The sequence below is a fragment of the Rouxiella sp. S1S-2 genome, from assembly GCF_009208105.1.
In the GTDB taxonomy this organism is placed as follows: Bacteria; Pseudomonadota; Gammaproteobacteria; order Enterobacterales; family Enterobacteriaceae; genus Rouxiella.
In genome coordinates this window covers 4219517-4245015 of the sequence record NZ_WFKL01000001.1, presented here as the reverse complement: position 1 = coordinate 4245015, position 25499 = coordinate 4219517, and the positions used below count along the sequence as shown (strand labels likewise).

Genomic DNA, 25499 nt, shown 5'->3' with positions numbered 1-25499 from the left:
ATCTGTTGACACTCAGTTAATACATAGAAGAAACTATTTGTATTAGTGTGAGTGTCAGACTCGGCCATGCTTTCGCATGGCCAGTAATAAACAGTGAAAGGTGATCCCATGCAATCCGAAGAACAGCGTTTAATTGAAGGTCTTTTCAGCCGTTTGCAACAGGCAGAGTCCAATACCGCACCGCGTGACGCTGAGGCTGAACGCCTAATCCAGTCTTTTGTGAGCAAGCAACCGGGTGCGCCTTACTACATGGCTCAGGCCATGATCATTCAAGAAGCCGCGCTTAAGCGTATGAATGCACAGGTTCAGGAGCTGCAGCAGCAGGTTGCTCAACTGCAGAGTCAGGCGCAAAACAATAAACCGCAAAGTACAGGTTTCCTGGCCGGTCTGTTTGGTGGTGGCGGCAGTCAGCCACAGAACACTCCGTCTTCCTCAGGCAGTGGCCCAATTCCCGGCACTCAAAATAATGCCTGGGGCAACAATGCCGCGCCTTCACAGCCCGCCTATCAACAAGCTGCTCCAGCGGCATCAGCGCCAATCGGCTCAGGATTTATTGGTGGCGCGCTTAAAACTGCCGCAGGCGTTGCGGGCGGTGTGATGCTGGCCGACATGCTGACCGGCATGTTCCACCAAAGTCAGCCTTCTGAGATTGTTAACATCGTTGAAGACAATCAGGTGACTAATAATAACTTTGATTCAGCCACTGACCCGCTGCTGAGTGGTAACAACAGTTGGGACAATCCGGCGTTTAACGACAACAACAGCAATTTTAACAACGATAACAACGTCGGCAACGACAATGACAACACCTATTCTGGCTTCCTGGATAACTCGGACGACAGCTTCTTTGGCGGTAGTAATGACGACGACGACGACTCATTCTTCTAAGTCCAGGCGATAGGGGCTCCAAAAAAGCCCCTTTTTGCAGAACGAACGTTTGACGAAAAGCGAAGAGTGAGAGCTTTATCGCTTATTGCAATCGGAATTGTGGACAAAACGTGAATCTGTTGCTGTACTGTCATTGACACACGTTTTGTGTCTTACATTCACGTTAAGGTAAGTTTGATGTCTAAGATTAAAGGTAGCGTTAAGTGGTTCAATGAATCAAAAGGTTTTGGTTTCATTACCCCTGAAGATGGCAGCAAAGATGTTTTCGTTCATTTCTCTGCTATTTCAAGCAACGGTTTCAAAACTCTTGCTGAAGGCCAACGTGTAGAGTTCGAAATCACCAATGGTGCCAAAGGCCCGTCGGCTGCTAACGTTATCGCTATCTAACTTTAGCCGAATTCTGAAAAACCCGCTGATGCGGGTTTTTTTTTGTCTGTTATCAAGTATTGTCGTTAAATAGTGGCGGTCTTTTTAGCAAACGTTGGACGCGCCACAAATACGAAAATGAGAATGGCGATGGCGAAGCAGCCGCAAATGGTCAGCGCCATGGACAGCGCCGACGTGCCGCCAATGCCGGTAAGCGGCACGCTGGTAGCGCCAAGCGCGAACATGCAAACGCCAAGCAACGCCGAAGCACTTCCAGCATTTCGACCCTGACTCTGCATCGCCAATGAACCGGCATTGGGGCCGATAATTCCGATGTTAATAATAGAGAAGAACAGCGGGACCAGCAGTGTCACCAGCGGTGCCTGCATTGCACCGGCAATCACCAGAATGACAGATGCAATAGCGGCAATGATCAGCCCGACTTTTACCATCATCAGTTCACCCCAAACCGCCGCCAAACGTGTGGAAACCTGCGCAGCAATTACCAGTCCCATCCCATTAATCGCAAAGCACAGGCTGAAGGTGACGGGACTGAGGTGATAAATCTGCTGCAATACAAACGGTGACGCGCCGATATAGGCAAACATGCCGGCCATGATAAAGCCCTGCGTCAGGCAAAGCCCCATAAATTGGCGTTCGCGCAGTAGCATGCCGAGCGACTTGATCATTGCACCTGCGCCGCCCTGCGAGCGCCGTTCTACCGGCAGCGTTTCGTGCAGCTTGGTTGCAGAGAATATAAACAGCAGGATAGAAATCGTGGCCAATGCGCCAAAAATTCCGCGCCAGCTCAGGAATGTCAGCAGTCCGCCGCCGAGTACCGGAGCAATAATCGGTGCAAGCCCGTTTACCAGCATGAGCAGTGCGAAGAACTTGGTCAGGTCGTGGCCACTATAAAGATCGCGTGCGACGGCGCGAGACAGTACGGCACCTCCGGCACCGGCGATGCCCTGCAGCAGGCGAGCGATAATTAACTGGTCGATGTCGGGGGCCAGTGCGCACCAGACCGAAGCCGCCAGTAGCAGCACCAGCGAAAGCAACAGCGGACGCATTCGACCGAAGCGGTCACTCAACGGACCAAAAATAAGCTGCCCTGCGCCCAAGCCCAGTAGGCCAGCCGTCAGACTTAGCTGGCTGGTGGCGGTGTTAGTATTCAGTTCGCTTGCCAGGTCCGGCAAGGCAGGGAGATAGAGGTCGGTGCAAAGAGGTCCAAGCGCTGCCAGTGAACCTAAAACCAAGGCATAGCCGAGGCGTTTTTTAACTAAATGATCGCTCATTAATTTTCCGCATTGTGGGGAGGCGTACAATCGCTAAAGATGTGAGTAAATACCTGATGATAAACGGCTTTGAGTATTTCTGAGTCTGCGTGCTTATGCGTCAGACGACGAAAAGCCGTCCCTTCACACAGCACGGCCAGCATCTCGAGACGCGCCTTAAGCTGCTCTTCGGGCATGTTGGGGTAATAGGGCGTTAACATCGCTTTGGCTTCGTTAAATAACTTGGACTCAGCGTCACGCAGTATTTTTGCGACCACCGGATTACGCGTAGCCTCGGCCGTCACTTCAAGCATCAACGCGTGGTCGATTTCGTTTTGCTCCGGGCTGAGTTCGGGGCATTGAATTTGGCTGTGATCGACGTTTTGAGCCCCAATAACCCGGTGAGCCAGGTTACTTGCCATTTGCTTCATGTTAGGCGCGTCGCCGGTCATTATCTGGATTTTTTTGAAGACGATGCGTCGCACAATTTCTTCAATGATGGCGTCTTTGTTGACGAAATAACGGTAGATTTGGCCCACGCTAAGCTGCGACATTTTGGCAATTTCAGCCATTCCCGCGCCGTGAAATCCGTGCTTGCGAAAACAAAGTCGTGAGGCGGCAACAATCTGGTCCCTGCGGGCACAAGCGCGCTGGTCTTTTGTTTGGTGTGCGGGATGCATAAAGGCACCTGACAAGTGGATAACGTGTTCTTGTCTCAAATCAACAGGTTAAATCACACAGTGCCGGATGATGAGAGTATGTGAACGTTCGTTCTCAATTATAGGGAATCTGGAGGGGAAAATAAATAATTGTATTATAAATGTGGCAAAAAGAGCTTTGGTCGCTTGACCTACGCTCTTTTTAAAGGGATGGGCAGAGAAAAATTACAGTAAATAGCTGTGCAGAAAGCTCAGCACTACTGCCAGACAAAGAACGGATACGGCCATTTCGCTGGCAGTTTTTGGAAGTGAAAACATAGTAAGCCTCATATTATCTGGACAGCGAAGTGCAATAAATCGTGCTGTAATAAACTGAGGGTAGTATCCCCGCCGAAAGTTAAGAAAACATTAAATTGTCAATAATTCGGCGGGTTAAAATTTAATGGCCGGTGTACCAGCTTACGAGCATAAAGCCCAACATGGTCAGCGCCAGCGAGCCAAAAAGGTTGAGGGCGATATTGAGCAGTGCGGCACCAAAACGGCCGTCCTGCAGCATATAAACCACCTCAAGCGAGAATGTTGAAAAGGTGGTCATGCCGCCGCAAAAGCCGGTGGTGAGTAGCATTTTCCAAACCGGATCCCACTGGGTCATACGGTTAAACATCGCAATCACCAGGCCGATAATAAACGCACCGGCAAGGTTGACGGCCAGCGTGCCCAGTGGCACAACGGAAGACGATGGATTGAGTTTAAGGCTGACATACCAGCGTACCACGCTGCCCACGCCACCGCCGATGAGAACTGCCAGGAAAGTGTTAAACATAAATGCCTTTCAAAAAAAGAGTCAATGTTAAGAAAGGTTCCGGCGTCATGCTACGAACCTCTCAATGAGATTTCGTAGACATCATCAGCCGGTAAGGGCGGTTTGGGAGGAATGTCATCTCCACTAGCTTTGGTTTTCGTTAATAGACAAGACTGAAGCCTGACAAGTTTACCGAAATAAATCGTCAATTTGTAGTCAAACTCGTGGGCAACGGCCCAAGCGGTGAGGATTTTATATGTTAATTCGTGATGCACAAGCTGGCGATGCTGAGGCTATCGTGGCACTGCTGGCCGATTTGGATTATCCGGCAGGCGTGGAGTTTATTGAAAGCCAGATTAGCCTCATGCGGGGCAACCCCGACAGCGTGCTGTGGGTTTCAGAAATTAACCGACAGGTGTGCGGTTTTATTTCGCTGCACTTCATTCCACAGCTGCCGCTTGAGGGCGATTTCTGCCGCATCAGTTACTTGTGCGTTAGCGGCGAGCATCGCGGCGCGGGTATTGGGCAACGCTTGCTTGAGAGGGCCGAGAGTCTGGCGGCTGAAAGAGGCTGCGACCGCATGGAAGTTCACAGCCATTCTCGCCGGGTGCGCGCCCATCAGTTTTATGCGCGTGCCGATTATGAGGAGTCGCCCAAGTATCTGATTAAACGCCTGCGCTGAAAACGGCTATCCCATCGCCAGCAGGATGGCATCGGCGATAATTTCAACCTGATCCAGCCTCATCATGCTGGTGCTGGCGCGTATAAACTGGCCGGGCCCAATGCGGCTGCGCTCACCGGGCAACACGGCAATGCCGCGCGCCGCCAGCGTCACCAGCGCAAACTGCTCTGAGGGTACCGGAATTAAAATTGACAACCCTTCACGCGTCGGCAGATGAATGCCGCGCACCGCCAGTGCATCAATGAGCGCCTGCCGGCGCTGCGCATAAACCCTTTTCGCCTCCACAATACCTTCTTGTGTAATCGGGTCGTTAATCAGCCAGGCCAGCGTATGCTGCAAAATTCGGCTAGACCATCCGGCACCAAAGTTGCGGAACGATTTGATTTGTTTGATTAAGTCGTTTGAGCTTGAGATAACGGCCATGCGCAGGTCAGGACCGTAGGCTTTAGAATACGAGCGTACATGCACCGTGCGTTTAGGCAAAAAGGTGCCCATGCTTAGCGGTTCGGTACGGGCAAGTTCCCCGATGCCGTCATCTTCAATAATCAGCGCCTGGCTACTCTGTAAAATTTCCGCCATTTCTGCCATACGCTGTGGGCTGATGATATGACCAGTATGTGAATGAGTGCGGGGCTGATAAATAAACGCCGCAGGATTTTTCACCAGCGCGGCCTGCAGTGATTCCGGCGTTGGCCCAAACTCGTCACATTTTACCGCAATCACCTGAGCGCCAATGTTGTCGAGCATATCGAGCAGGCGAGTGGCCGTGGGGTCTTCAATCGCCACTACCGAACCTTGCATGATGAGCGTTTGCAGTGTGAGATTCATGGCATCGAAACCACCGTCGGCGGCCATGAACGCGTCTGCGGCATAGGGCCAGCTTGGTTTTACTGCCTCGACTAAAACTTGCGAAATAGCTTCACGCTGATAGCTGTTGAGATTTTCTGTTTCAACACTGCTTAACAAGGCCTGGTTGAGTCGGGGCAGCAGTTCCGGATCGGGCGCGGCCAGGGTCATATCGGCAATAATGTGGTCGCCAAAATTGCCAATTTTTTCGAATCTTGCAGGGCGGGGGGAAAGTGTATCTCCGCAGACCCAAACCCCGTTGCGGCCTCGACCGGCAATAACTTTCTGGCGTCTTAGCTGACCCCAGGCAGCCGATACTGTGGCAGGGCTTACACCAAGCGCCTGAGCCAATTCGCGAACGGCCGGTAGGTGGGTGCCAATTTCAATCACGCCCGAGCGGATCATGGCGGCAGTTTCAATCGCTATGCCGCGCATCGATCGGTCCTGCAAATGGCCGGCAAACCATTCAGCATCCAGCGCTTTGTCATTCACACTTACACCCATCAAATCACCTTTTGTTCAGTAACAAAGATTCTATTGTACATATTAATTTATGCTATTAGTATCAAACTTAGTCAACGGAGGCGATAAAATAATCACATCGTGATAAATGTGATCACTCTCCGCTCGGGCATGTTGGGTTTGTGTGTTCTTTTGTAAAAAGCAATTTTGCAGACATTAAGGGGAAAGACGTGGCAATTACTATCAGGCTGGCCGTTCGTGACTGGGATTATTTTACGCCGTTGGCGCTGGGCGACATTAAGCCTGAGGGATTCAATCTCGAAATTGACCGCGTGGGTACGCTGGTTGGAGATCTGGCAACGACGGAACAGTACGACGCCGCTGAAATCTCTTTCAGTCGCTATGCTCAGGGCCGCGCCAAGGGTGAAGATGACGTGCTGGCCGTGCCGCATTTCCTGATGCGCGGTTTTCGTCAGCGTTGCATTATCACCCGTGAAGACAGTCCGTTGACTAAAATTTCAGAGCTGGCGGGTAAGCGTATTGGCTTAACGGGTTGGCAAGATTCGGGTAATACCTGGACGCGTACTGTGCTGGGTGTTGACGGCGTGGGTATTGACGACGCTTACTGGTACGCCGGTCGCCTGACTGAGGCGCATCCGATTGTTGACCGCCTGAACGGCTTTGGCCGCGAGGGGCGCATTGAGGCCTGCCCGGATGAGCGGCCAATGATGGAACTGTTGAAAGAAGGCTGGCTGGACGCGGTATTTACGCCGTTTATGCCTGAAGGATTCTTTAAACCAGGATCGGGCTTCCGCCAGCTGCAGCCTGATTTCCGACAGTCCGAGCTTGAGTATTTTAACCGCGTTGGCTATGTGCCGGGCATGCATATTTTGGCTATTAAGACCGACGTTGCCGCCGAGCATCCTTGGCTGGCCGACGCGTTGAGTGAAATTATTGATAAGTCTTACCACGTGTGGATGGATAAGCGTGTGAAGTATGCCGATACCACGCCTTGGTTGCTGGACGATATTCGCCGTACCGTGGTGGATTTGCCGGTGAGCTGGAACGACAACGGTTTCGAGCATAACAAAAAAATGATCGACGATTTTGCCAATGAACTTTATGTTCAAAATATTACTGCAGTGCGCCTGACGCCTGCCGACTTATTCCCCGCTTACGCCAAATAACGGCGGATGATTAAGCGTGAGTGAGTGCTCCTTCACTGCATCACCTTTTACGCCCATAGGGCGTGAGGAATAGAAATGAAAGTTGCAATGGGTCAATTTGCCGTTTCGCGCGAGTGGGAAACCAACGTTGAAACGTGCCTGACGCTGATGGCGAAATCGCTGGCTGCCGGTGCCGACCTGCTGGTGTTGCCTGAGGGTATTTTAGCGCGTGATATTACCGATCCTGATCTGGTATTAAAGGCTGCGCAGCCGCTGGACGGCCCGTTTGTTTCTAAACTGATCGCCGCCAGCAAGGGCAATCAGTTGACCACCATGATGAGTATTCACACGCCAGCACCGGACGGTCGTGCATGGAACGTGTTGATTTCTATCCGTAATGGCGAAATTATTTCTCAATACCGCAAGCTGCATCTCTATGATGCTTTTGCCAATAAAGAATCTAAAAACGTGACTGCGGGTACTGAAGTTCCACCTTTGGTTGAGGTGGCAGGCTACAAAGTGGGCCTGATGACCTGTTATGACGTGCGCTTCCCGGAACTGGCTCGTCGCTTGGTATTAGACGGCGCAGAAGTGCTGGTTCTGCCAGCGGCCTGGGTTAAAGGACCGCTGAAAGAGATGCATTGGGAAGTGCTGGTCACTGCCCGCGCGCTGGAAAACACCAGCTATATCGTGGCGGTGGGCGAATGTGGTGAGCGCAATATTGGTAACAGCATGGTAGTCGATCCTCTTGGCGTGGCAATTGCCCGCGCTGCTGAAGCCCCGGCGCTGGTGTTTGCCGAGCTTGACCGTGAACGCTTGGCCTATGCCCGCAAAGCATTGCCAGTACTCGAGAATCGCTGTTTTGGCATTCCACAGCTGAAAGAAGTTTGAATCCAGTAAAACGCCTGCTTGATTGCGTCAACCTAACGTTATCGGCAGACAGGCAGTAAAAGCGCGAACCAACACCAGGGAGCGCGGTACCAAATCCGTTTTTTCAGCGCCGGAAATCACGGTAAAAAATCTAAGGCGTCCAGGATAATCGCACCACGGAAGGTGCCAAAAATAAGAAATTCACAACATTCACAACACCTATTCCATACAGAGGATTTTGAGATGATGGCAAAACAATTTCGACGTGCCGCTGTTCTGACTACTGCGTTACTTTCAATGAATACCTTTGCAGCTGAAACTGTTTCTATTCCTGACGTTAAAATGGACCCGGCTTTGCACGCCAAATTACCTGCTGAAATTCAAAAATCAGGCGTACTGACCTCGGTAAATAACGGATCTTTTCCTCCGTACGAAATTGTTACCGGCACGAATTCGTTAGACGGCGCGAGCGCTGACCTGGCGCATTCCATGGGCCAATTGCTGGGCGTGAAAATTGAACACGCCTCTGTGAGCGGGCTGTCAGGAATTTTAACCGGTATCTCCTCTGGACGTTATCAGATGGGTATTGGCCCAATCGGTGACTACCCTGAGCGTCAGGCTAAAAATGATTTTGTCGATTTCGTAAAAGAATACGTGGCCTTTGCCGTGCCAAACGGTAACCCGAAAAATATTCAGTCATTGGCCGACACCTGCGGCCTGCGTATCGCTGTGATGGCAGCGGGATCTGCCGAGAAGGTTATTAAGCAGCAGTCGGAAGACTGTGTGAAAGCAGGTAAAGAGGCTGTTACCGTACAGTCATTTACCGACCAGCCAACCTCGATTTTGGCCGTGCGCTCCAAGCGTTCAGATGCCTTCTTCTCTTCTCAGGCACCGCTGTCCTACTTTATCAAAGAGTCTAATGGCCAGCTGACCTTGGCGGGCGCGGGTAAATCAAACGGTTTTAACGATATATTCCAGGGAACTGTCGTGCCAAAAGATTCCGAGATTGGCAAAGTGGTGCTGGCGGCCTATCAGGAGTTGTTCACCAACGGAACCTATGCCGCAATCATGAAAAAATGGGGTCTTGAGGGCAACATGCTGCAGGCACCGGGCATCAATCTGGGAAAACCCACTAAATGACCGATAAAACGACCTCGGACCCACGACGTAACGTTGAGTTTGCTCATGCGCCGCGAAACTACGGTCGTTGGGTCGCCTGGATAGTGGTCCTGATTCTTGCCGCCGATGTGGTTATCAGCGTGGCCCTTAATCCGAACTTTGAATGGCATGTTGTCGCACAGTGGTTTACCGAAGCGTCGGTGATAAAAGGTCTGGGCGTCACGCTCGGCCTTACTGTGGTGTCGATGGTGCTGGGTACGCTGCTGGGCCTGCTGCTGGCGGTGGGGCGCTTGTCACAAAGCCTGCTGCTGCGTCGTCTTTCAGGCCTGTATGTGTGGTTTTTCCGCGGCACGCCGCTGTTGGTGCAGCTGTTGTTCTGGTACAACATGTCTACGCTGTTCCCGCACGTTGCATTGGGACTGCCGTTTGTTGGGCCGACGTTTGCCAGCTGGAACACCAATGACCTGATTACGCCATTGACGGCGGCGATTGCTGGTTTGGCGCTGAATGAAGCGGCATACATGGCCGAAATTATTCGCGCCGGACTGCTGTCGGTTGATAACGGACAGGCGGAAACAGCCCAGGCATTTGGTATGAGCCGAGGCCGCGCGCTGCGCCGCATCATTATTCCACAGGCTATGCGCTCAATCATTCCGCCCACCGGTAACCAGTTGATTAGCATGATTAAAGCAACCTCGCTGGTCAGCGTTATCGCGATGGGTGACCTGCTGTATTCGGTGCAAACCATTTACAACCGCACCTTTGAAGTGGTGCCGATGCTGATGGTGGCGGTGATTTGGTATCTGCTGATCACCTCCGTGCTTAACGTTGGGCAGTCATTCATCGAGCGTTTTTATTCTAAAGGCACACGCCGCACTGTGGCTGCCAAGCGCCGTCCTGCAGCCGCAGCGGGTAAAGTGGTGGCCGCGCAGCCTAATCTGGCTCAGAAGGGGGAGCTATGAGTTCGACGCTGTCCGATGCGCAAGCCCTGCTTGTGACCGCGCGTAATGTGCATAAAAGTTACGGCGACAATGAAGTTTTGAAAGGCATCGACCTGGATGTGAAACCGAGTGAAGTGGTGGTTATTCTAGGCCCTTCTGGCTCGGGGAAATCGACCTTTCTGCGCTGTATCAACCATTTGGAAGATATCGATCGCGGAACCATTATGGTCGGTGGTGAGCAGATAGGTTATGAGCTGCACGGCGACCAGCTGCGCAAGCTGTCCGAGCGAGGTATTGCCCGTCAACGTCGTGATATCGGCATGGTTTTTCAGCAGTTCAATCTCTATCCGCACATGACCGTGTTGCAAAACATTGTTGAAGCGCCGATTGGCGTGCATAAACAAAGCCGCCACGAGGCCGAGGCCTATGCCCGTCAACTGCTGGAAAAGGTTGGACTGAGTGATAAGGCCGATGCGTATCCGCGACACCTTTCTGGCGGACAGCAGCAGCGTGTGGCGATCGCCCGTGCCTTGGCGATTAAACCCAAACTGATGCTGTTTGATGAACCGACTTCGGCGCTGGACCCAGAATTGGTGGGCGAAGTGTTGGCGACCATGCGCAGCCTCGCGGAGCAGGGGTTGACCATGATTGTGGTGACGCATGAAATTGGTTTTGCACGAGAAGCCGCCGACCGCGTGGTGTTTATGGATGGGGGCCACGTTATCGAGCAGGGACCGCCGGAAGAGGTGCTGGTAAATCCGCAGCATCCGCGTTTCCAGGCGTTTCTAAGCCGCTTTATCTAAGCAGTTGAAAACAGGAAGTGCGGGGGAGTTGAGCTGCAATTTTGATCTCTACCCTCCACCTTTTTTGTTGTAAAGCTGTTGAGTTTTAGTTAAAGGTAGCACGCAAGGTTTGTTTCCCTTACGGTAGCGGGCGTATAATCGCCGCACTTTTCATGCCCTATAGCGCTTTGTAAGAAAAATAATATAACAAAGAAATGCTTTAACGTACGACCATGCAGGCTCATAATGAGTTAATGGTTACAATACGTACAGGGATGGAATTCAGGTCGCCTGCGCGACAATTTTATTCTCCAGCTGTTAAATTCAGCAATCAGTGTAAAGAAGGTATTTATGGAAGGTTTGAGTATTACTAAACTGTTAGTTGTCGGCGTGCTGATTGTGCTGCTTTTCGGTACCAGCAAACTTCGCTCCCTCGGCGGTGACCTTGGCGCAGCGCTGCGTGGCTTCAAAAAAGCCATGAATGACGATCCGGCTCCGGTCGCTAAAGCTGACGCACAGGCTGAACAGCGTGTTGAGCATAAGGACTAATCTCACCCTTCGGCTGCGGCCACGGTGATGATGGTATAAAAAAAGCTGCTTATATAAGCAGCTTTTTTTCTGTCTAACGAGTCAGAATTAGGACCGAATTACTTAACCTCGATACCCTTGGCCTGAAGATCAGCATGGTAAGACGAGCGAACGAAAGGACCGCAGGCTGCGTGGGTGAAGCCCATCGCCAGCGCTTCTTCTTTCATCTGTTCGAACTCTTCAGGGCTGACGTAGCGCTGCACCGGTAAATGGTGGCGGCTCGGCTGCAAATATTGGCCCAGTGTCAACATGGTCACGCCGTGACGACGCAGGTCGCGCATCACTTCAATGATCTCTTCGTTGGTTTCACCGAGGCCTACCATCAGACCCGATTTGGTCGGAATTTCAGGGTGCGCTTCTTTAAAACGCTCAAGCAGTTTCAACGACCACTCATAGTTTGCACCCGGGCGAACCTGACGATAAACGCGTGGCACGTTTTCCAGATTGTGGTTAAACACGTCTGGCGGCGCGGCGTTGAGGATCTCAAGAGCGCGATCCATACGACCACGGAAGTCGGGAACCAGCGTTTCAATCTTGATGGTCGGGTTTTTCTCGCGAATGGCGGTAATGCAGTCAGCAAAGTGCTGAGCACCCCCGTCGCGCAGGTCATCGCGGTCAACCGAGGTTATCACTACATAACGCAGACCCATATCGGCAATCGTCTGGGCCAGCTTAAGCGGCTCATTGGTGTCAGGGGCTACCGGACGGCCGTGAGCAACGTCGCAGAACGGACAACGACGGGTGCAGATGGCTCCGAGGATCATGAAGGTAGCCGTACCGTGGTTGAAACATTCTGAAAGGTTAGGGCAAGCCGCTTCTTCGCACACCGAGTGCAGGCCATTTTTGCGTAATGCCGCTTTAATGCCCTGAATACGACTGGAGTCGGCCGGAAGTTTGATTTTCATCCAGGCCGGTTTACGAAGCATTTCCTGCCGGTCTGTGACCACGGTTTTCACCGGGATTAACGCCATCTTATCAGCATCGCGATACTTGACGCCGCGTTCCATTTGGATCGGTTTACTCATAATCTTGCAGGTTCCAGTATTGTCTCTCGCGGGCGAGATTTTTCAAGACATTCAATGAACTAGCTGCTTCATTAAAAAATAATAGAAAATATACAGAAATTATATCATTGAAGCGGCATCGCTTAAAGTAACGACAACTTGCTTTGTTAAAAAGATGTAAATGTTATTATTTTGCGGGCAATGTGTCTGCAGCGCGTTGAGGATAATCTTCAAGCTGCCACGGAAGATAGTCAACTTGTTGATAACCAAGTTGTTTGTTAAACGCCTTAACCAGAGCAGGCATCACTTGATCCACCGTGATCCCCGGTTTTTCGAGGCTGGCTTGAGTCATTTGCAGTCCGGCATAACCGCACGGATTGATACGCTGGAACGGCTCTAAATCCATATCAATATTCAGCGCCAGCCCGTGCAGCGAACAGCCTCGGCGAATACGCAGGCCGAGAGAGCATATTTTTTTGCCGTCAACGTAAACACCTGGCGCATCGGCTCTCGGGTAAGCTTCAATGTTAAAAAATGCCAGCGTATCGACGACAGTTTGTTCTATAGCGGTAACTAACTGACGTACGCCCATTTTTCTGCGCTTGATATCAACCATGACATACATCACCTGCTGACCTGGGCCGTGATAAGTCACCTGACCGCCGCGATCGCTTTGGATCACCGGAATATCACCGGGAAACAGCACGTGCTCGGCCTTGCCGGCCTGACCCTGAGTAAATACTTTCGGGTGCTGTACCAGCCAGATTTCATCTTGGGTTTCGGCAGTGCGCAAATCGGTGAAGACGTGCATGGCACGCGAGACGGGTTCGTAAGGTTGCAGGCCAAGCTGGCGCAGGGTGATGCGGTCTTGCAGTTTTTCTCGTTGCACGGCGATTATCGTCTTTCTGAGAATAGAGCAATAAAATGAAATCAGCGTAACACACCGAGGGCGTTACGCCGATATTTACTGTTTTTACAGGACCATACGCACAATTTCAATATTACCCAGCTCTGCGTACAGGGTTTCGACCTGATCGATATGCGTTGCTGTAATGGTAATAGAAACTGAATGGTAGTTGCCCTTGCTGCTTGGTTTTACCTGCGGGTTGTAATCGCCAGGCGCGTGACGCTGCACGACTTCCACAACCTGGTCAACCAACTCGGGCTGCGCCAGACCCATCACCTTGTAAGTGAATGAGCAGGGGAATTCGAGTAGTTCGTTAAGTTTGGTTTTCATGTGCACTCCCGCGTAGTGTTGTTACTGCTAATTTGCTTAGGTTCTATAAATTATAACTCCCGCCGGAGCGGGAGTAGAATTATATACTAATCATGTGGGGTCAAAGCGCACATTTTCAACCCCAATCGCGAGCTTTTAGCCAAACCAATGATGGAACATCAGTTTAATATAATCCACGATGCGGCTAACGAAACCGCCTTCTTTAACTTCTTTTAAAACGACCAGAGGACGTTGGTCGATGGTTTTGCCGTCCAGTTGGAAGTTAATGGTGCCCACTACCTGATTTTTCTGCAGTGGTGCATGGAGTTCAGTATTGTTCAACACGTAGCTGGCTTTCAAATCTTTCATGCGGCCGCGTGGAATGGTCAGGTAGGCATCTTTGTCAACGCCAAGCTGAACGCTGTTGCTGTCGCCAAACCACACCGGTTCTGACGCAAACTCTTTACCCGCTTTTAGCGGCGCAACAGTCTCAAAGAAGCGGAAGCCCCAGGTCAGCAGTTTTTTACTTTCAACTTCACGGCCTTTATAGGTATGGCCGCCCATCACGGCAGAGATCAAGCGCATCTGGCCTTCGGTCGCTGAGGCAACCAGATTATAACCCGCTGATTCGGTATGGCCGGTTTTGATGCCGTCAACCTGCAGGCTTGAATCCCACAGCAGGCCGTTACGGTTCATCTGGCGAATGTTGTTGAAGGTGAACTCTTTCTCTTTGTAGGTCGCATACTCTTCCGGTACATCGCGGATCAGTGCTTGACCAATCAGCGCCATGTCGCGTGCCGAGCTGTATTGACCTGCCGCATCGAGGCCGTGAACGGTGCCAAAATGGGTATTTTTTAGACCGAGGGCATTCACGTAGTTGTTCATCAGGCCAACAAAGGCGTCCTGACTGCCGGCGACGTAGTCAGCCATAGCCACGCAGGCATCGTTGCCTGATTGCAGAATAATACCGCGGTTCAGTTCGGATACTGGCACGCGATCGCCAGGCTTAAGGAACATCAGCGACGAGCCCTTGAACACTGGATTGCCGGTTGCCCACGCGTCTTTACCCACGGTAACGATGTCGGAAGGCGTAATTTTTCCTGATTTAATCGACTGACCAATGACGTAGCTGGTCATCATTTTTGTCAAGCTGGCAGGATCGCGGCGCGCGTCGGCGTTCATTTCGGCAAGGACTTTGCCAGAGTTGTAATCAATCAGAACGTAGGCTTCGGCATCGATTTGCGGAACGCCAGGGATCATAGTCTTAAGGTTTACATCGTCGGCGAAGGCGGCAGACGCTGTACTTAGAGAAATGACGGTGCCAAGTGCAATGCCCTTGACTAAACGAGAAGGAGTAGCAAGTTTCATGATTGAGACAACAACATCCGTAAAGGTAAATTAAAAACGTGCCACACTATATCAGAACAGACACAGTCAGACATCTGTGAATACGATGGCTTGCGAGCATTTACTGAATTTTACAAGCTGTTACCCACTGCATCCTGGCACTTCAGCTTCGTTGGCTGCGTAAGTTAATCCGAATGACTTATCCGGTGTAAGTTCATTGAATTAACTTACTGCCTGCCTCACTGCAGCACCTATGACTTTGCGGGCTTTTCGTCGTTTTTGTCGCTATTGCCTATGATTTCACGGGTCTTTAATTCGTTGCCTTGGTTACATCGCTGAAGCTGATACCACGAACGACTGCTGCTGCGCTTCGCTCGACAGGCGCTGTTGCAGCTGAGCCGCCTGCTGACGGCTGCTAAATGGCCCCAGCTGTACGCGATAATTACTGCCGTTAGGCTGTACTTTGCCCGGCACGGCGAAGCGTTTGCTCAGGCTTTTTTGCCACAGTTCGGCATTTTGTGCATTCGCCAACGCGCCGACCTGTACCATATAGCCGCCGCTGGATACCGGAGCAGACTGGCGTGTGGAGGGACGCGCCACGACGGGCGCCGCAACAACCGGTGCTGCTGCGGCAATTGCGGTGTGTGAGCTATTGCTGCTGGACATTGAGGTGTCGTCTTGTGCGCTGACCGGTGCTGGGGTGCTGCTTTCAAGCACGCCTGAAGGCAAAGGTTTAGGCGCCTGCAGGAAACCGCTGCCAGTGGAGGCCGAAGTCCCCGCTGCGCTGCCGTCGGCATTGGCATCATCGCCCTGAGTGTTCAATGTGCTGTTATCGACAGGTTTTACTGCAGCCCCAATAGCTGGCGGTGCGGCCAGAACCGGCGTGCCAATATCGCTTGCGCCAAGGGTTGGACGTGAAGGCAGAGCATAAGTCTGCTTCGCTACCGTGGTGCCTACCGTACCTGGGCCTGAGAGGGTACCGTCCGGCGCGACATTAATAATATCGAGTTTAACGCGGGTGCTGTTGGTCAGGTTCAGTCTGTCGAACGCTGATTTTGACAGGTCGATAATTTTGTCTGACGTGAACGGACCGCGGTCGTTAATGCGCACAACCAGCATGCGGCCATTCGCCAGGTTAGTGACGCGCACATAGCTTGGGATTGGCAGAGTAGGGTGAGCCGCGGTCATCGCCGAGGAGTCAAACTCTTCACCGCTGGCGGTCACATTGCTGCCCGTTTCACTGCCGTACCAGGTGGCAGTACCGGTCTGCGTGAAGCGTGAAGCATCTTTGATTATCTTGTAGCTGTTGCCATTCGCGCTGTAGTCGTTATTAGCATTGGCGTTCAAGGGTTCATATACAGGATCGGCGCCGCCAATCTCGACTACCGGCCCGTTATAGGCAGGCTCTGGAGCAGCCTGCTGCGGTTGATTGTCTGGAGAACTACAGGCACTCAATAACAGCCCGGCGATGATCGCCCCAATCCACTGCTTACGCATTGCTCACCTCTATAAATTTTTTGATAACATTTTTCGATGAGTATGTATCGACATGACGATACCAAACCCAGCCATCAGCACGATTAACGCTGAACCACCATAACTGACCAGAGGCAAAGGTACCCCCACAACCGGCACTATACCACTCACCATGCCTATGTTAACAAAGACATAAACAAAGAATATCAACATTAACCCTCCCGACATGACGCGTCCGAAGGTAGTTTGTGCCTTGGCAGCAATCACCAGGCCGCGGGTAATCAGGCATAAGTAAAGACCCAATAGCACCAATACGCCAACCAGACCTAGCTCTTCGGCCAATACGGCGAAGATAAAGTCGGTATGACGTTCGGGCAGAAACTCGAGCTGTGACTGGGTGCCGTGCAACCAGCCTTTGCCCGAAAAGCCGCCGGAGCCGATGGCAATTTTTGACTGAATAATGTGATAACCCGCACCAAGTGGGTCGCTTTCCGGATTAAGCAGCATCATCACGCGATCGCGCTGATAGTCATGCATCAGGAAGAACCAGAGTATTGGAATAAATGCCGCCACCAGTATGGCGGCGCAGGCGATAAGCTTCCAGCTCATACCCGACAGGAACAGCACGAAAATGCCCGAAGCGGCGATCAAAATCGAGGTGCCAAGGTCAGGCTGTGCGGCGACCAGCAGCGTAGGCAAGAAGATGAGGATTAAGGCAATCGCGGTGTTTTTCAGCGACGGCGGGCAAATATCGCGGTTAATAAAGCGCGCCACCATCAATGGAACGGCAATTTTAGCTAACTCCGAGGGTTGGAAGCGGATTATGCCAAGGTCCAGCCAGCGCTGTGCGCCTTTACTGACCTGGCCGAAAGCGTCAACCAGCACCAGCAGAAATACACAGAATATATACAGATAGGGCGCCCAGCTTTCATAAACGCGCGGCGGGATCTGCGCCATCACTAGCATGATTACCAGACCGCCCGCTATCTGACCGAGTTTGCGCTCCATCATGCCGATATCCTGCCCGCTGGCGCTCCAGATAACGAAAGCGCTGTAAACCAGCAAAGCCAGCACGATAAGCAGGAGCGTGATGTCGATGTGCATTTTCTGCCACAGCGATCCTTTTTGTTGGCTTTCAGTCATTCTACGTTAATCACCTTCGATGCCGGGCGGAGCAGGTGCTTCGTCCGGTAATTTAGTCGTATTATCGCCCAGGAGTATATGGTCGAGTATCTGCCTTGTAATAGTGCCCACCGCAGGACCAATACCGCCGTTTTCCAACACCACGTTTACCGCTACGGTAGGGTTGTCATAAGGGGCAAAGGCGTTCATCAGCTTGTGGTCACGCAGATGCTCTGCGATTTTGTGTGCGTTATAGGTTTCGTTGGCCTTTAGGCCATAAACCTGCGCCGTACCGGATTTCGCCGCCGCTTTGTAGGGCGCATCCATGAAATATTTACGTGCCGTGCCGTTTGAACGGTTGGCAACGCCAAACATGCCGTCTTTGGCCAGTTCCCAATATCCTGAGTGCACGTCGCCAATCTGTGTCACTTCCTGCTGCTGATAAGGGACTTTGGTCAGACCTTGCTGCGTGCTGAGCAACAGGTGCGGCGTTTTCACATTGCCGTCGTTAATCAGCGTGGTCAGTGCCTTCATATTCTGAATCGGGGTAGCCGTCCAGTAACCCTGGCCGATGCCCACAGGAATGGTGTCACCCTGATACCACGGCTTTTTAAAGCGTTTAAACTTCCAGTCACGCGTTGGCATGTTGCCGTTGCGCTCTTCCGACAGGTCGATGCCGGTATATTGGCCAAAGCCAAACTTGCTCATCCAGTCAGATAAGCGATCGATACCCATGTCGTACGCCACCTGATAGAAGAAGGTATCGGCGGACTCTTCGAGAGCCTTGGTGACATTCAATCTGCCGTGACCCCAGTGTTTCCAGTCGCGGTAGCGCTTGTCAGATCCCGGAAGCTGCCACCAACCCGGGTCAAACAGCGAGGTGTTTTTGTTGATAACGCCCGCCGTCAGTGAAGACACGGCAATATACGGCTTAACCGTCGAGGCCGGCGGATACACGCCCTGCGTCGCACGGTTGATAAGCGGTCGGTCAGGGTCGTTGAGTAAGGTGTTGTATGCCTTACTCGAAATTCCGTCTACAAACAGGTTTGGATCATAACTTGGGTTTGAAACCAGCGCGCGAATGCTGCCGTCTCGCGGGTCGGTCACCACCACGGCGGCGCGGCTGCCGCTGAGCAACTCTTCAATATAGACCTGTAGCGGCAGGTCGAGGGTTAACGTGATGTCTTTACCCGCCTGCGGAGGCTCTTCGTGTAATTGGCGAATCACTCTGCCTCGGTTGTTAACTTCAACCTCGGCATAGCCGGTTTTTCCGTGCAGCGTATTCTCGTAGTAGCGTTCTATGCCGAGCTTGCCGATATCGTGGGTGGCGGCGTAGTTAGCAAGAATACCGTCTTTGTCGAGCCTTTCAACGTCGCGATCGTTAATTTTTGAAACATAACCTATCACGTGTGTCAGCGCTGAACCGTAGGGATAGTAGCGACGCTGATAGCCTTTAACTTCTACGCCGGGAAAGTTGAACTGGTTAACTGCAAAGCGCGCGACCTGCACCTCGGTCAGTCCGACTTTTACCGGGATAGAGGTAAAGCGTCGCGCGCGCTTGCGTTCTTTATAAAAGTTTTCAATATCTTCAGGCGTGAGTTCGGCAATCGGCGTCAGCGCGGCCAACGTCGCTTTTACGTCGTCGACCTTCTCCGGCATCATTTCTAACTGATAAATGGTGCGGTTTAGCGCCAGCGGGGTACCGTTGCGGTCGTAGATGATCCCACGGCTTGGGGCAATGGGAACCAGTTTGATGCGGTTATCATTCGATCGGGTCTGAAAATCCTGAAAACGCACCACCTGGATAGTGTAGAGATTGTAAACCAATATGCTGCTAAGTAGCAGAATGCCAAAAAGCGCCACCAGTGCACGGCGCACAAACAGGGCTGATTCAGCCGTATAGTCGCGAAAAGGGTTACGATCTATTTTCATCCCACTACTTAATTCACTGTGCTGCTGATATTGACCAACCGATTACTCGCGGTGGTACGGATGATTAGTGGTGATACTCCAGGCACGATAAAGGCTTTCAGCCACCAGAACCCGAACCAGTGGGTGTGGCAGCGTCAGCGGAGAGAGCGACCAGCTCTGAACCGCGGCCTCTTTACATGCTGGTGCCAGCCCTTCAGGACCGCCAATCAGCAAACTGACATCTCTGCCATCTTGCTTCCAGCGCTCGAGCTGTTGGGCCAACTGCGGTGTCTCCCAGGGGGTTCCCGGAATATCCAGCGTAACGATACGATTGCCTTTTCCAATCACCGACAGCATCTGTTCGCCTTCTTTTTCAAGAATACGTTTGATATCCGCGTTCTTCCCGCGTTTACCGGCGGGCACTTCAATCAATTCAAACGGCATGTCTTTTGGGAAACGGCGAAGATAATCCGTGAAGCCAGTCTGCACCCAATCGGGCATTTTCGTGCCCACGGCGACAAGTTGCAGCTTCACAAATTAACCCCAAAGCTTCTCAAGTTCGTACAGCAAACGGCTCTCTTCCTGCATGACGTGAACGATCACTTCACCCAGGTCAACGACAACCCAGTCAGCTTCGTTAATGCCTTTGATACCGTGAGCGTCAAGACCGGCGGCTTTGGCTTCTTCTACCAAATGGCCAGCGATGGAAACAACGTGTCGGCTTGATGTACCGGTACAGATAACCATGCAGTCAGTGATGCTTGATTTGCCAGCAACATTAATAGAGATAATGTCTTGTGCTTTGAGGTCATCAATTTTGTCGATGACGAATTCTTGGAGCGCTTTACCTTGCAAAGATTCCCCCTGGGGATTGAGTAGTTCTAGAACCGAAAATTAAGCGGCGGAGTATAACACGCGTTGCTTATACGCGTTATTTATTCACGACGTAAAGTGTTCGCGATACAGCCCCTGTGATTCGATATAGCGCTCAACCGAGAAGGGAAGTAAATCTGAGCAATCGCGGCCCTCATGGCGACGCTGGCGGATTTCTGTCGCAGAAATATCCAGCAGCGGGGTATTGGCTTGATAAATACAGCCTTGAGGACGTTGCCTGAGCTGACCGGCATCTTCTGTTATGTGCGCATCGTACCAACGCTGCAACGCGGGAGTGTCAAGCTCGCGGGCATATCCCGGACGGGCTAAAACCACCAGATGACAGACGTCGAGCAGTGATTCCCAGCGGTACCATTTGTAAAGCGTTAGTAATGAATCCTGGCCAATGATAAACGCCAAAGGCTGTTCAGTGCCACGTTCTTTACGTAACGTTTCAAGAGTCTCGATGGTGTAGGAAGGTGTATCGCGTTGAAGTTCACGTGAATCCACTGAAAACAATGGGTTACCCTCAACGGCCAGCTGTGCCATTTTTAGGCGCTGAGCTGAACTTGCCTCAGGCTGAGGGCGATGAGGCGGCACATTATTGGGCAGCAGAATCACTTTTTCGAGCTGGATCTCACAGGCCAACTGTTCAACCGGACGCAAATGACCGTAATGAATCGGGTCAAAGGTGCCGCCGAACAGCGCCATCAGTTCATTTTCACCGGTATTACCTAAGGTCATTACAACGTTCCTGAATCAATAAAGCTCGGGGGAAGCGGTTTTCCACACAGCAGCATGGAAAGGCTTTCCAGTTCGGGCCATACCGATTGACCATAGTCCTGTTTGAGGCGAATTTCCATTTGTGTCAGCAACTGCACCGCCTGATTAAGCTGCCGAAGGGATAAGCGCTGCAGTGCTTGGGTCACCAGCGTGCGGCGGTTCTGCCACACTTTGTACTGATCGAACAGGTTGCGTAGCGGCTGGTTGTCCATTTTACGGCGCAGATTGACCAGCATCATCAACTCCCGCTGTAGGGTACGCAGCAAGATGACCGGCTCGCTGTCTTCCTGCTGCAGTTGGCGCAAAATATGCCACGATCTTTTGCTTTTGCCCGCAAGTAGCGCATCAATCCAGTGATACGGCGTAAAGTGCGCAGCATCGTTTACCGCTTCTTCAACGCGCGGCAGCGTCAGTTTTCCGTCGGGATAGAGCAGGGCAAGCCTTTCGAGCGACTGGGCCAGCGCCAGCAGATTCCCCTCATAACAATAGCAGAGCAACTGATTAGCAGGGTCATCGAGCTGGAGCGACAGCGCCTTGGCACGTTTGGCAACCCAGCGTGGTAGCTGTGCCTGCTCCGGCGTCTGGCAGGTAACAAATACCGTGCGCTCGCTTACGGCCTTAAACCAGGCGCTGTTTTCCTGCCCCTTGGTTAGCTTGCCCGCACGCAGGATAAGTAAAATATCATCATGCAGCAGGCTGACCAGCGTTTTGAGCTGTTCGGCCATCGGTGCAGAAGGGCCATTTTCTGGAAAATGCAGCGTCAGGGTTTGGCGTGTGGCAAAAAGGCTGAGCGCCTGACAGCTGCTGAATATTGTGTCCCACTCGGTGTGGGCATCAAGAATAAAACTGAAGTGTTCGCTAAACTCGGCGGCATTGGCGGCGTGACGCACGGCGTCCTGGCTTTCTTGCAGCAAAAGCGGGTCGTTACCACATAATAAATAACAAGCGCGCAGCCCCTCTCGGAGCTGCGCGGCAAGTTGTTCAGGATAAATACGGATCATTTCGTGACGGTACTGGCCGCAGGGGCTTTTCCAACGCTGATGATTTCAGGCGTGCCGTTCACTTCATCTTTTTTCGTCAGCTCTGAGGCGTGAACCGTCAGGAGTTTACGAATAAGCTGCTGTGCGGCCTGTTCACGCATCTCTTTGTCGATAATGTCCTGCTCGGCGTCTTTAGCTAACGCTGCCAGTGGGTTATCGAAGAAAGAGCGGAACACTGTCACGCTAATCGGATAGATATCTTTACCCGGCATCAGCACCTGCGCCCTGACCGTCATCTCTTTCTGGTACTCGGCAGCCTTGCCGTCCTGGAAGATAGAGGCAGTTGACTGACCCGCTGTTGCGCCAATTATACGCAGCTCGGGCAGGCTTTTCTTGGCGGAAACCGTAGGTTCAACAACGGTAACATCGCTAAGTTTAAGCTGATCGCGAATTTCACGCGTTAGCGGACCGTACGGGTCGTAGCTAAAGAGCGTGATGGTTTTCAGCTCTTCAGGAACGTTAGTCGTGCCGCGCAAATGGAAGCCGCAGCCCGAGGTCACCAGCACGACAGCGCTCAGCAACAGCATCAAAAAACGATGACGCCCGAAATAATTGTGTTCCAAAAGTTTTTCTCGCAAAAAAAGCCTCCTTGACTTAACCCACTACCAGGTTAAGCAGTTTGCCTGGCACGTAGATTACCTTGCGCACTGTAACCCCATCCAGATATTTTGCGACCAGATACTCTTGTGCCGCTAATTCGCGAACCTGCTCTTCCGTCGCGTCTGCTGCAACGGTTATCTTGGCACGTACTTTACCATTTACCTGTACGACTACCAGCTTAGAGTCTTCAACCATCGCTTTTTCGTCCGCTACCGGCCAAGGCGCAGTATCCACATCACCTTCGCCACCCAGCGTTTGCCACAGGCTAAAGCACACGTGCGGTGTGAACGGATAAAGCATGCGAACCACGGCCAGCAGGGCTTCCTGCAGAAGAGCGCGATCCTGCTCGGTGTCCTGAGGTGCACGGCCCATCTTGTTCATCAGTTCCATAATAGCCGCAATGGCGGTATTGAAGGTCTGACGGCGGCCGACATCGTCGGTCACTTTGGCGATAGTTTTGTGCAGGTCGCGACGCAGGTCTTTCTGCTCGGTGGTCAGTGTTGCCACGTCGAGTGCCGCTGCAGCACCTTTTTGCGAATGCTCAAAGGCCAGTTTCCAGACACGTTTCAGGAAGCGGTTAGCGCCTTCAACGCCTGATTCCTGCCATTCCAGCGTCATTTCTGCCGGTGAGGCGAACATCATGAACAGACGCACGGTGTCGGCACCGTATTTCTGAACCATCACCTGCGGGTCGATACCGTTATTTTTTGACTTGGACATTTTGCTCATGCCCGCGTACACCAGCTCGCGACCTTCTGGATCGGTAGCTTTAACGATACGGCCTTTCTCGTCACGCTCAAGCGTAGCATCGACGGGAGAAACCCAGACGCGTGCGCCGCCGTCGTTGAGGTAGTAGAAGGCATCAGCTAATACCATGCCCTGACACAGTAGACGTTTTGCCGGTTCGTCTGAGGTAACCAGACCCGCATCACGCATCAGTTTGTGGAAGAAGCGGAAGTACATCAGGTGCATGATGGCGTGTTCGATACCGCCAACGTATTGGTCTACCGGCAGCCAGTAATTGGCCGCAGCCGGGTCCAGCATGCCTTGGTCGTAGTCTGGGCAGGTGTAGCGTGCGTAGTACCAAGACGACTCCATAAAGGTGTCGAAGGTGTCGGTTTCGCGCAGTCCCGGCATGCCGTTCACGGTGGTTTTTGCCCACTCGGGATCAGCTTTGATTGGGCTGGTGATACCGTCCATTACCACGTCTTCCGGCAGGATAACCGGCAGTTGATCTTCTGGGGTAGGAATAACGGTGCCGTCTTCCAGCGTGATCATCGGGATTGGCGCACCCCAGTAACGCTGGCGTGATACACCCCAGTCGCGCAGGCGGTAGTTCACTTTACGCTCACCCACGCCCAGGCTAACCAGCCTGTCGGCAATAGCGTTAAAGCCCTGCTCGTGGTCAAGACCGTCGAACTCGCCTGAGTTACACAGCACGCCTTTTTCGGTCATTACGGCTGTTTTAACGTCCGGCACGCTGCCGTCGGCGTTAAGGATAACCGCGTCGATAGGCAGGTCGTATTTGGTCGCAAACTCCCAGTCACGGGCGTCATGGCCAGGAACGGCCATCACTGCGCCCGTACCGTATTCCATCAGAACAAAGTTGGCGACCCAGATTGGAATGTTTTTACCGGTCAGCGGATGCACGGCGAACAGGCCTGTCGGCATGCCTTTTTTCTCCATGGTCGCCATTTCGGCTTCGGCAACCTTGGTATTGCGGCATTCGTCGATAAAGTCGGCCAGTGCAGGCTGTGAGGCGGCCGCCTGCAGTGACAGAGGGTGCCCCGCTGCAACCGCCGCGTAGGTCGCACCCATAAAGGTGTCTGGACGCGTGGTGTAAACGGTCAGTTTCTCTTCGCTATTCTGAACGTCGAAAGTGATCTCGACGCCTTCTGAACGGCCAATCCAGTTACGCTGCATGGTCTTGACCTGTTCAGGCCAGCTTTCAAGCGTATCCAGGTCGTTCAGCAACTGGTCGGCATAGGCGGTGATTTTAATAAACCACTGTGGGATCTCTTTACGTTCCACCTTGGTATCACAACGCCAGCAGCAGCCGTCGATAACCTGCTCATTCGCGAGAACGGTCAGGTCGTGCGGGCACCAGTTAACGGCTGAGGTTTTCTTATAAACTAAGCCTTTTTCGTACAGCTTGGTAAAGAACCACTGCTCCCAGCGATAGTACTCAGGCTGACAGGTCGCAAGTTCGCGGTCCCAGTCATAGCCAAAGCCCAGCAGTTTAAGCTGGTTCTTCATATATTCGATGTTTTCGTAAGTCCACGGAGCCGGCGCGGTGTTGTTTTTAACAGCCGCACCTTCAGCTGGCAAACCAAATGCGTCCCAGCCGATAGGCTGTAGAACGTTTTTACCGAGCATGCGCTGATAGCGGGAAATCACGTCACCAATGGTGTAGTTACGAACGTGACCCATGTGCAGACGGCCTGATGGATAAGGCAACATGGAGAGGCAGTAATACTTCTCTTTTCCAGGCTGTTCGGTAACTTTGAAGGTTTGCTTCTCTTGCCAGTGAAGTTGAACCTGTGACTCTATATCTTCTGGACGGTATTGCTCTTGCATGGCGGCCGATGGTCCTGTGAGTGAAAAACAGCTACATCCGTAGCCCTATTTCGTTAATCAAATATCAAATGATGCGTTAATAACAAAAGTTTCAAACAGATCCGC

At 52.2% G+C, this 25499-nt stretch carries 26 protein-coding genes and 1 riboswitch; of the genes, 9 read left to right on the top strand and 17 right to left on the bottom strand.

What is annotated here, in order from left to right; all coding sequences use genetic code 11:
• The first annotated feature begins 108 nt into the window (after positions 1-108).
• Both GA565_RS19470 and cspE read left to right on the top strand, forming a co-directional pair.
• Positions 109-888 carry a DUF2076 domain-containing protein gene (locus tag GA565_RS19470; RefSeq protein ID WP_152200197.1) on the top strand — a complete coding sequence of 260 codons (780 nt, stop codon included), beginning with the start codon at positions 109-111 and terminating at the stop codon, positions 886-888.
• 177 nt (positions 889-1065) lie between these two features.
• Positions 1066-1275 (top strand): transcription antiterminator/RNA stability regulator CspE, encoded by a 210-nt coding sequence (cspE, locus tag GA565_RS19465; protein WP_009636912.1) that lies wholly within the window; start codon positions 1066-1068, stop codon positions 1273-1275.
• A gap of 65 nt (positions 1276-1340) precedes the next feature.
• Here cspE and GA565_RS19460 read toward each other — a convergent pair whose 3' ends face one another.
• From GA565_RS19460 to crcB, 3 genes are all read right to left on the bottom strand, one after another.
• Entirely contained in the window at positions 1341-2549 is a 1209-nt protein-coding gene (locus tag GA565_RS19460) for a multidrug effflux MFS transporter (RefSeq protein WP_152200195.1), read from the bottom strand.
• Positions 2549-3208: a TetR/AcrR family transcriptional regulator gene (locus GA565_RS19455; protein WP_152200194.1), complete on the bottom strand. Its 660-nt coding sequence runs from the start codon at positions 3206-3208 to the stop codon at positions 2549-2551. The genes GA565_RS19460 and GA565_RS19455 overlap by 1 nt, the downstream gene beginning before the upstream one ends.
• 418 nt (positions 3209-3626) lie before the next feature.
• Entirely contained in the window at positions 3627-4010 is a 384-nt protein-coding gene (crcB, locus tag GA565_RS19450) for a fluoride efflux transporter CrcB (RefSeq protein ID WP_152200192.1), read from the bottom strand.
• Positions 4011-4078: 68 nt separating this feature from the next.
• A riboswitch (Fluoride riboswitch) is annotated at positions 4079-4141 on the bottom strand.
• A gap of 104 nt (positions 4142-4245) precedes the next feature.
• Between crcB and GA565_RS19445 the strand changes: the two genes are divergently transcribed.
• Positions 4246-4671 (top strand): GNAT family N-acetyltransferase, encoded by a 426-nt coding sequence (locus tag GA565_RS19445; RefSeq protein ID WP_152200190.1) that lies wholly within the window; start codon positions 4246-4248, stop codon positions 4669-4671.
• A gap of 6 nt (positions 4672-4677) precedes the next feature.
• On the opposite strand, the gene GA565_RS19440 is transcribed toward GA565_RS19445, so the two are convergent.
• Complete coding sequence (locus GA565_RS19440) at positions 4678-6021, bottom strand: aminotransferase class I/II-fold pyridoxal phosphate-dependent enzyme (RefSeq protein ID WP_152200188.1); 1344 nt, start codon at positions 6019-6021, stop codon at positions 4678-4680.
• Positions 6022-6209: 188 nt separating this feature from the next.
• On the opposite strand from GA565_RS19440, the gene GA565_RS19435 reads away from it, so the two are divergent.
• The 6 genes from GA565_RS19435 to tatA all read left to right on the top strand — a co-directional run bounded on the left by GA565_RS19435 (position 6210) and on the right by tatA (position 11406).
• Positions 6210-7166: a nitrate ABC transporter substrate-binding protein gene (locus GA565_RS19435; RefSeq protein ID WP_152200187.1), complete on the top strand. Its 957-nt coding sequence runs from the start codon at positions 6210-6212 to the stop codon at positions 7164-7166.
• 75 nt (positions 7167-7241) lie between these two features.
• Positions 7242-8036, top strand: coding sequence for a deaminated glutathione amidase (locus tag GA565_RS19430; protein WP_152200185.1), 795 nt, complete (start codon positions 7242-7244; stop codon positions 8034-8036).
• A 222-nt stretch (positions 8037-8258) separates the two neighbouring features.
• Positions 8259-9155: an ABC transporter substrate-binding protein gene (locus tag GA565_RS19425; RefSeq protein ID WP_152200183.1), complete on the top strand. Its 897-nt coding sequence runs from the start codon at positions 8259-8261 to the stop codon at positions 9153-9155.
• A complete protein-coding gene (locus GA565_RS19420) occupies positions 9152-10096 on the top strand; it encodes an amino acid ABC transporter permease (RefSeq protein ID WP_152200181.1) in 945 nt (314 codons plus the stop codon). Before GA565_RS19425 ends, GA565_RS19420 begins: the two co-directional genes overlap by 4 nt.
• Positions 10093-10878 carry an amino acid ABC transporter ATP-binding protein gene (locus GA565_RS19415; RefSeq protein ID WP_152200179.1) on the top strand — a complete coding sequence of 262 codons (786 nt, stop codon included), beginning with the start codon at positions 10093-10095 and terminating at the stop codon, positions 10876-10878. The genes GA565_RS19420 and GA565_RS19415 overlap by 4 nt, the downstream gene beginning before the upstream one ends.
• A 330-nt stretch (positions 10879-11208) precedes the next feature.
• Entirely contained in the window at positions 11209-11406 is a 198-nt protein-coding gene (tatA, locus tag GA565_RS19410) for a Sec-independent protein translocase subunit TatA (protein ID WP_017491379.1), read from the top strand.
• A 98-nt stretch (positions 11407-11504) separates the two neighbouring features.
• On the opposite strand, the gene lipA is transcribed toward tatA, so the two are convergent.
• The 13 genes from lipA to leuS form a co-directional block, all read right to left on the bottom strand.
• Positions 11505-12470: a lipoyl synthase gene (lipA, locus tag GA565_RS19405; RefSeq protein WP_055777134.1), complete on the bottom strand. Its 966-nt coding sequence runs from the start codon at positions 12468-12470 to the stop codon at positions 11505-11507.
• 166 nt (positions 12471-12636) lie between these two features.
• Positions 12637-13338 carry a lipoyl(octanoyl) transferase LipB gene (gene lipB / locus GA565_RS19400; RefSeq protein ID WP_193311937.1) on the bottom strand — a complete coding sequence of 234 codons (702 nt, stop codon included), beginning with the start codon at positions 13336-13338 and terminating at the stop codon, positions 12637-12639.
• Positions 13339-13422: 84 nt separating this feature from the next.
• Entirely contained in the window at positions 13423-13686 is a 264-nt protein-coding gene (gene ybeD, locus GA565_RS19395) for a DUF493 family protein YbeD (RefSeq protein ID WP_055777140.1), read from the bottom strand.
• Positions 13687-13821: 135 nt separating this feature from the next.
• Positions 13822-15033 (bottom strand): D-alanyl-D-alanine carboxypeptidase DacA, encoded by a 1212-nt coding sequence (dacA, locus tag GA565_RS19390; protein ID WP_152200178.1) that lies wholly within the window; start codon positions 15031-15033, stop codon positions 13822-13824.
• A gap of 306 nt (positions 15034-15339) precedes the next feature.
• Positions 15340-16509 carry an endolytic peptidoglycan transglycosylase RlpA gene (gene rlpA / locus GA565_RS19385; RefSeq protein ID WP_152200176.1) on the bottom strand — a complete coding sequence of 390 codons (1170 nt, stop codon included), beginning with the start codon at positions 16507-16509 and terminating at the stop codon, positions 15340-15342.
• A gap of 9 nt (positions 16510-16518) precedes the next feature.
• Positions 16519-17631, bottom strand: a complete 1113-nt coding sequence (gene mrdB, locus GA565_RS19380) for a peptidoglycan glycosyltransferase MrdB (RefSeq protein WP_055777157.1) — start codon at positions 17629-17631, stop codon at positions 16519-16521.
• A gap of 6 nt (positions 17632-17637) precedes the next feature.
• Positions 17638-19542 carry a peptidoglycan DD-transpeptidase MrdA gene (gene mrdA, locus GA565_RS19375; RefSeq protein ID WP_152200175.1) on the bottom strand — a complete coding sequence of 635 codons (1905 nt, stop codon included), beginning with the start codon at positions 19540-19542 and terminating at the stop codon, positions 17638-17640.
• Positions 19543-19584: 42 nt separating this feature from the next.
• Positions 19585-20055, bottom strand: coding sequence for a 23S rRNA (pseudouridine(1915)-N(3))-methyltransferase RlmH (gene rlmH, locus GA565_RS19370; protein ID WP_055777163.1), 471 nt, complete (start codon positions 20053-20055; stop codon positions 19585-19587).
• Between the two features lie 3 nt (positions 20056-20058).
• Positions 20059-20376 carry a ribosome silencing factor gene (gene rsfS / locus GA565_RS19365; protein ID WP_055777166.1) on the bottom strand — a complete coding sequence of 106 codons (318 nt, stop codon included), beginning with the start codon at positions 20374-20376 and terminating at the stop codon, positions 20059-20061.
• 84 nt (positions 20377-20460) lie between these two features.
• Positions 20461-21138, bottom strand: a complete 678-nt coding sequence (nadD, locus tag GA565_RS19360) for a nicotinate-nucleotide adenylyltransferase (RefSeq protein WP_084983030.1) — start codon at positions 21136-21138, stop codon at positions 20461-20463.
• On the bottom strand, positions 21138-22178 hold the full coding sequence (gene holA / locus GA565_RS19355; RefSeq protein WP_152200173.1) for a DNA polymerase III subunit delta: 1041 nt from the start codon (positions 22176-22178) through the stop codon (positions 21138-21140). Before holA ends, nadD begins: the two co-directional genes overlap by 1 nt.
• A complete protein-coding gene (gene lptE / locus GA565_RS19350; protein ID WP_055778217.1) occupies positions 22175-22744 on the bottom strand; it encodes an LPS assembly lipoprotein LptE in 570 nt (189 codons plus the stop codon). The genes holA and lptE overlap by 4 nt, the downstream gene beginning before the upstream one ends.
• A gap of 67 nt (positions 22745-22811) precedes the next feature.
• On the bottom strand, positions 22812-25394 hold the full coding sequence (gene leuS, locus GA565_RS19345; RefSeq protein WP_152200171.1) for a leucine--tRNA ligase: 2583 nt from the start codon (positions 25392-25394) through the stop codon (positions 22812-22814).
• Positions 25395-25499: the final 105 nt, after the last annotated feature.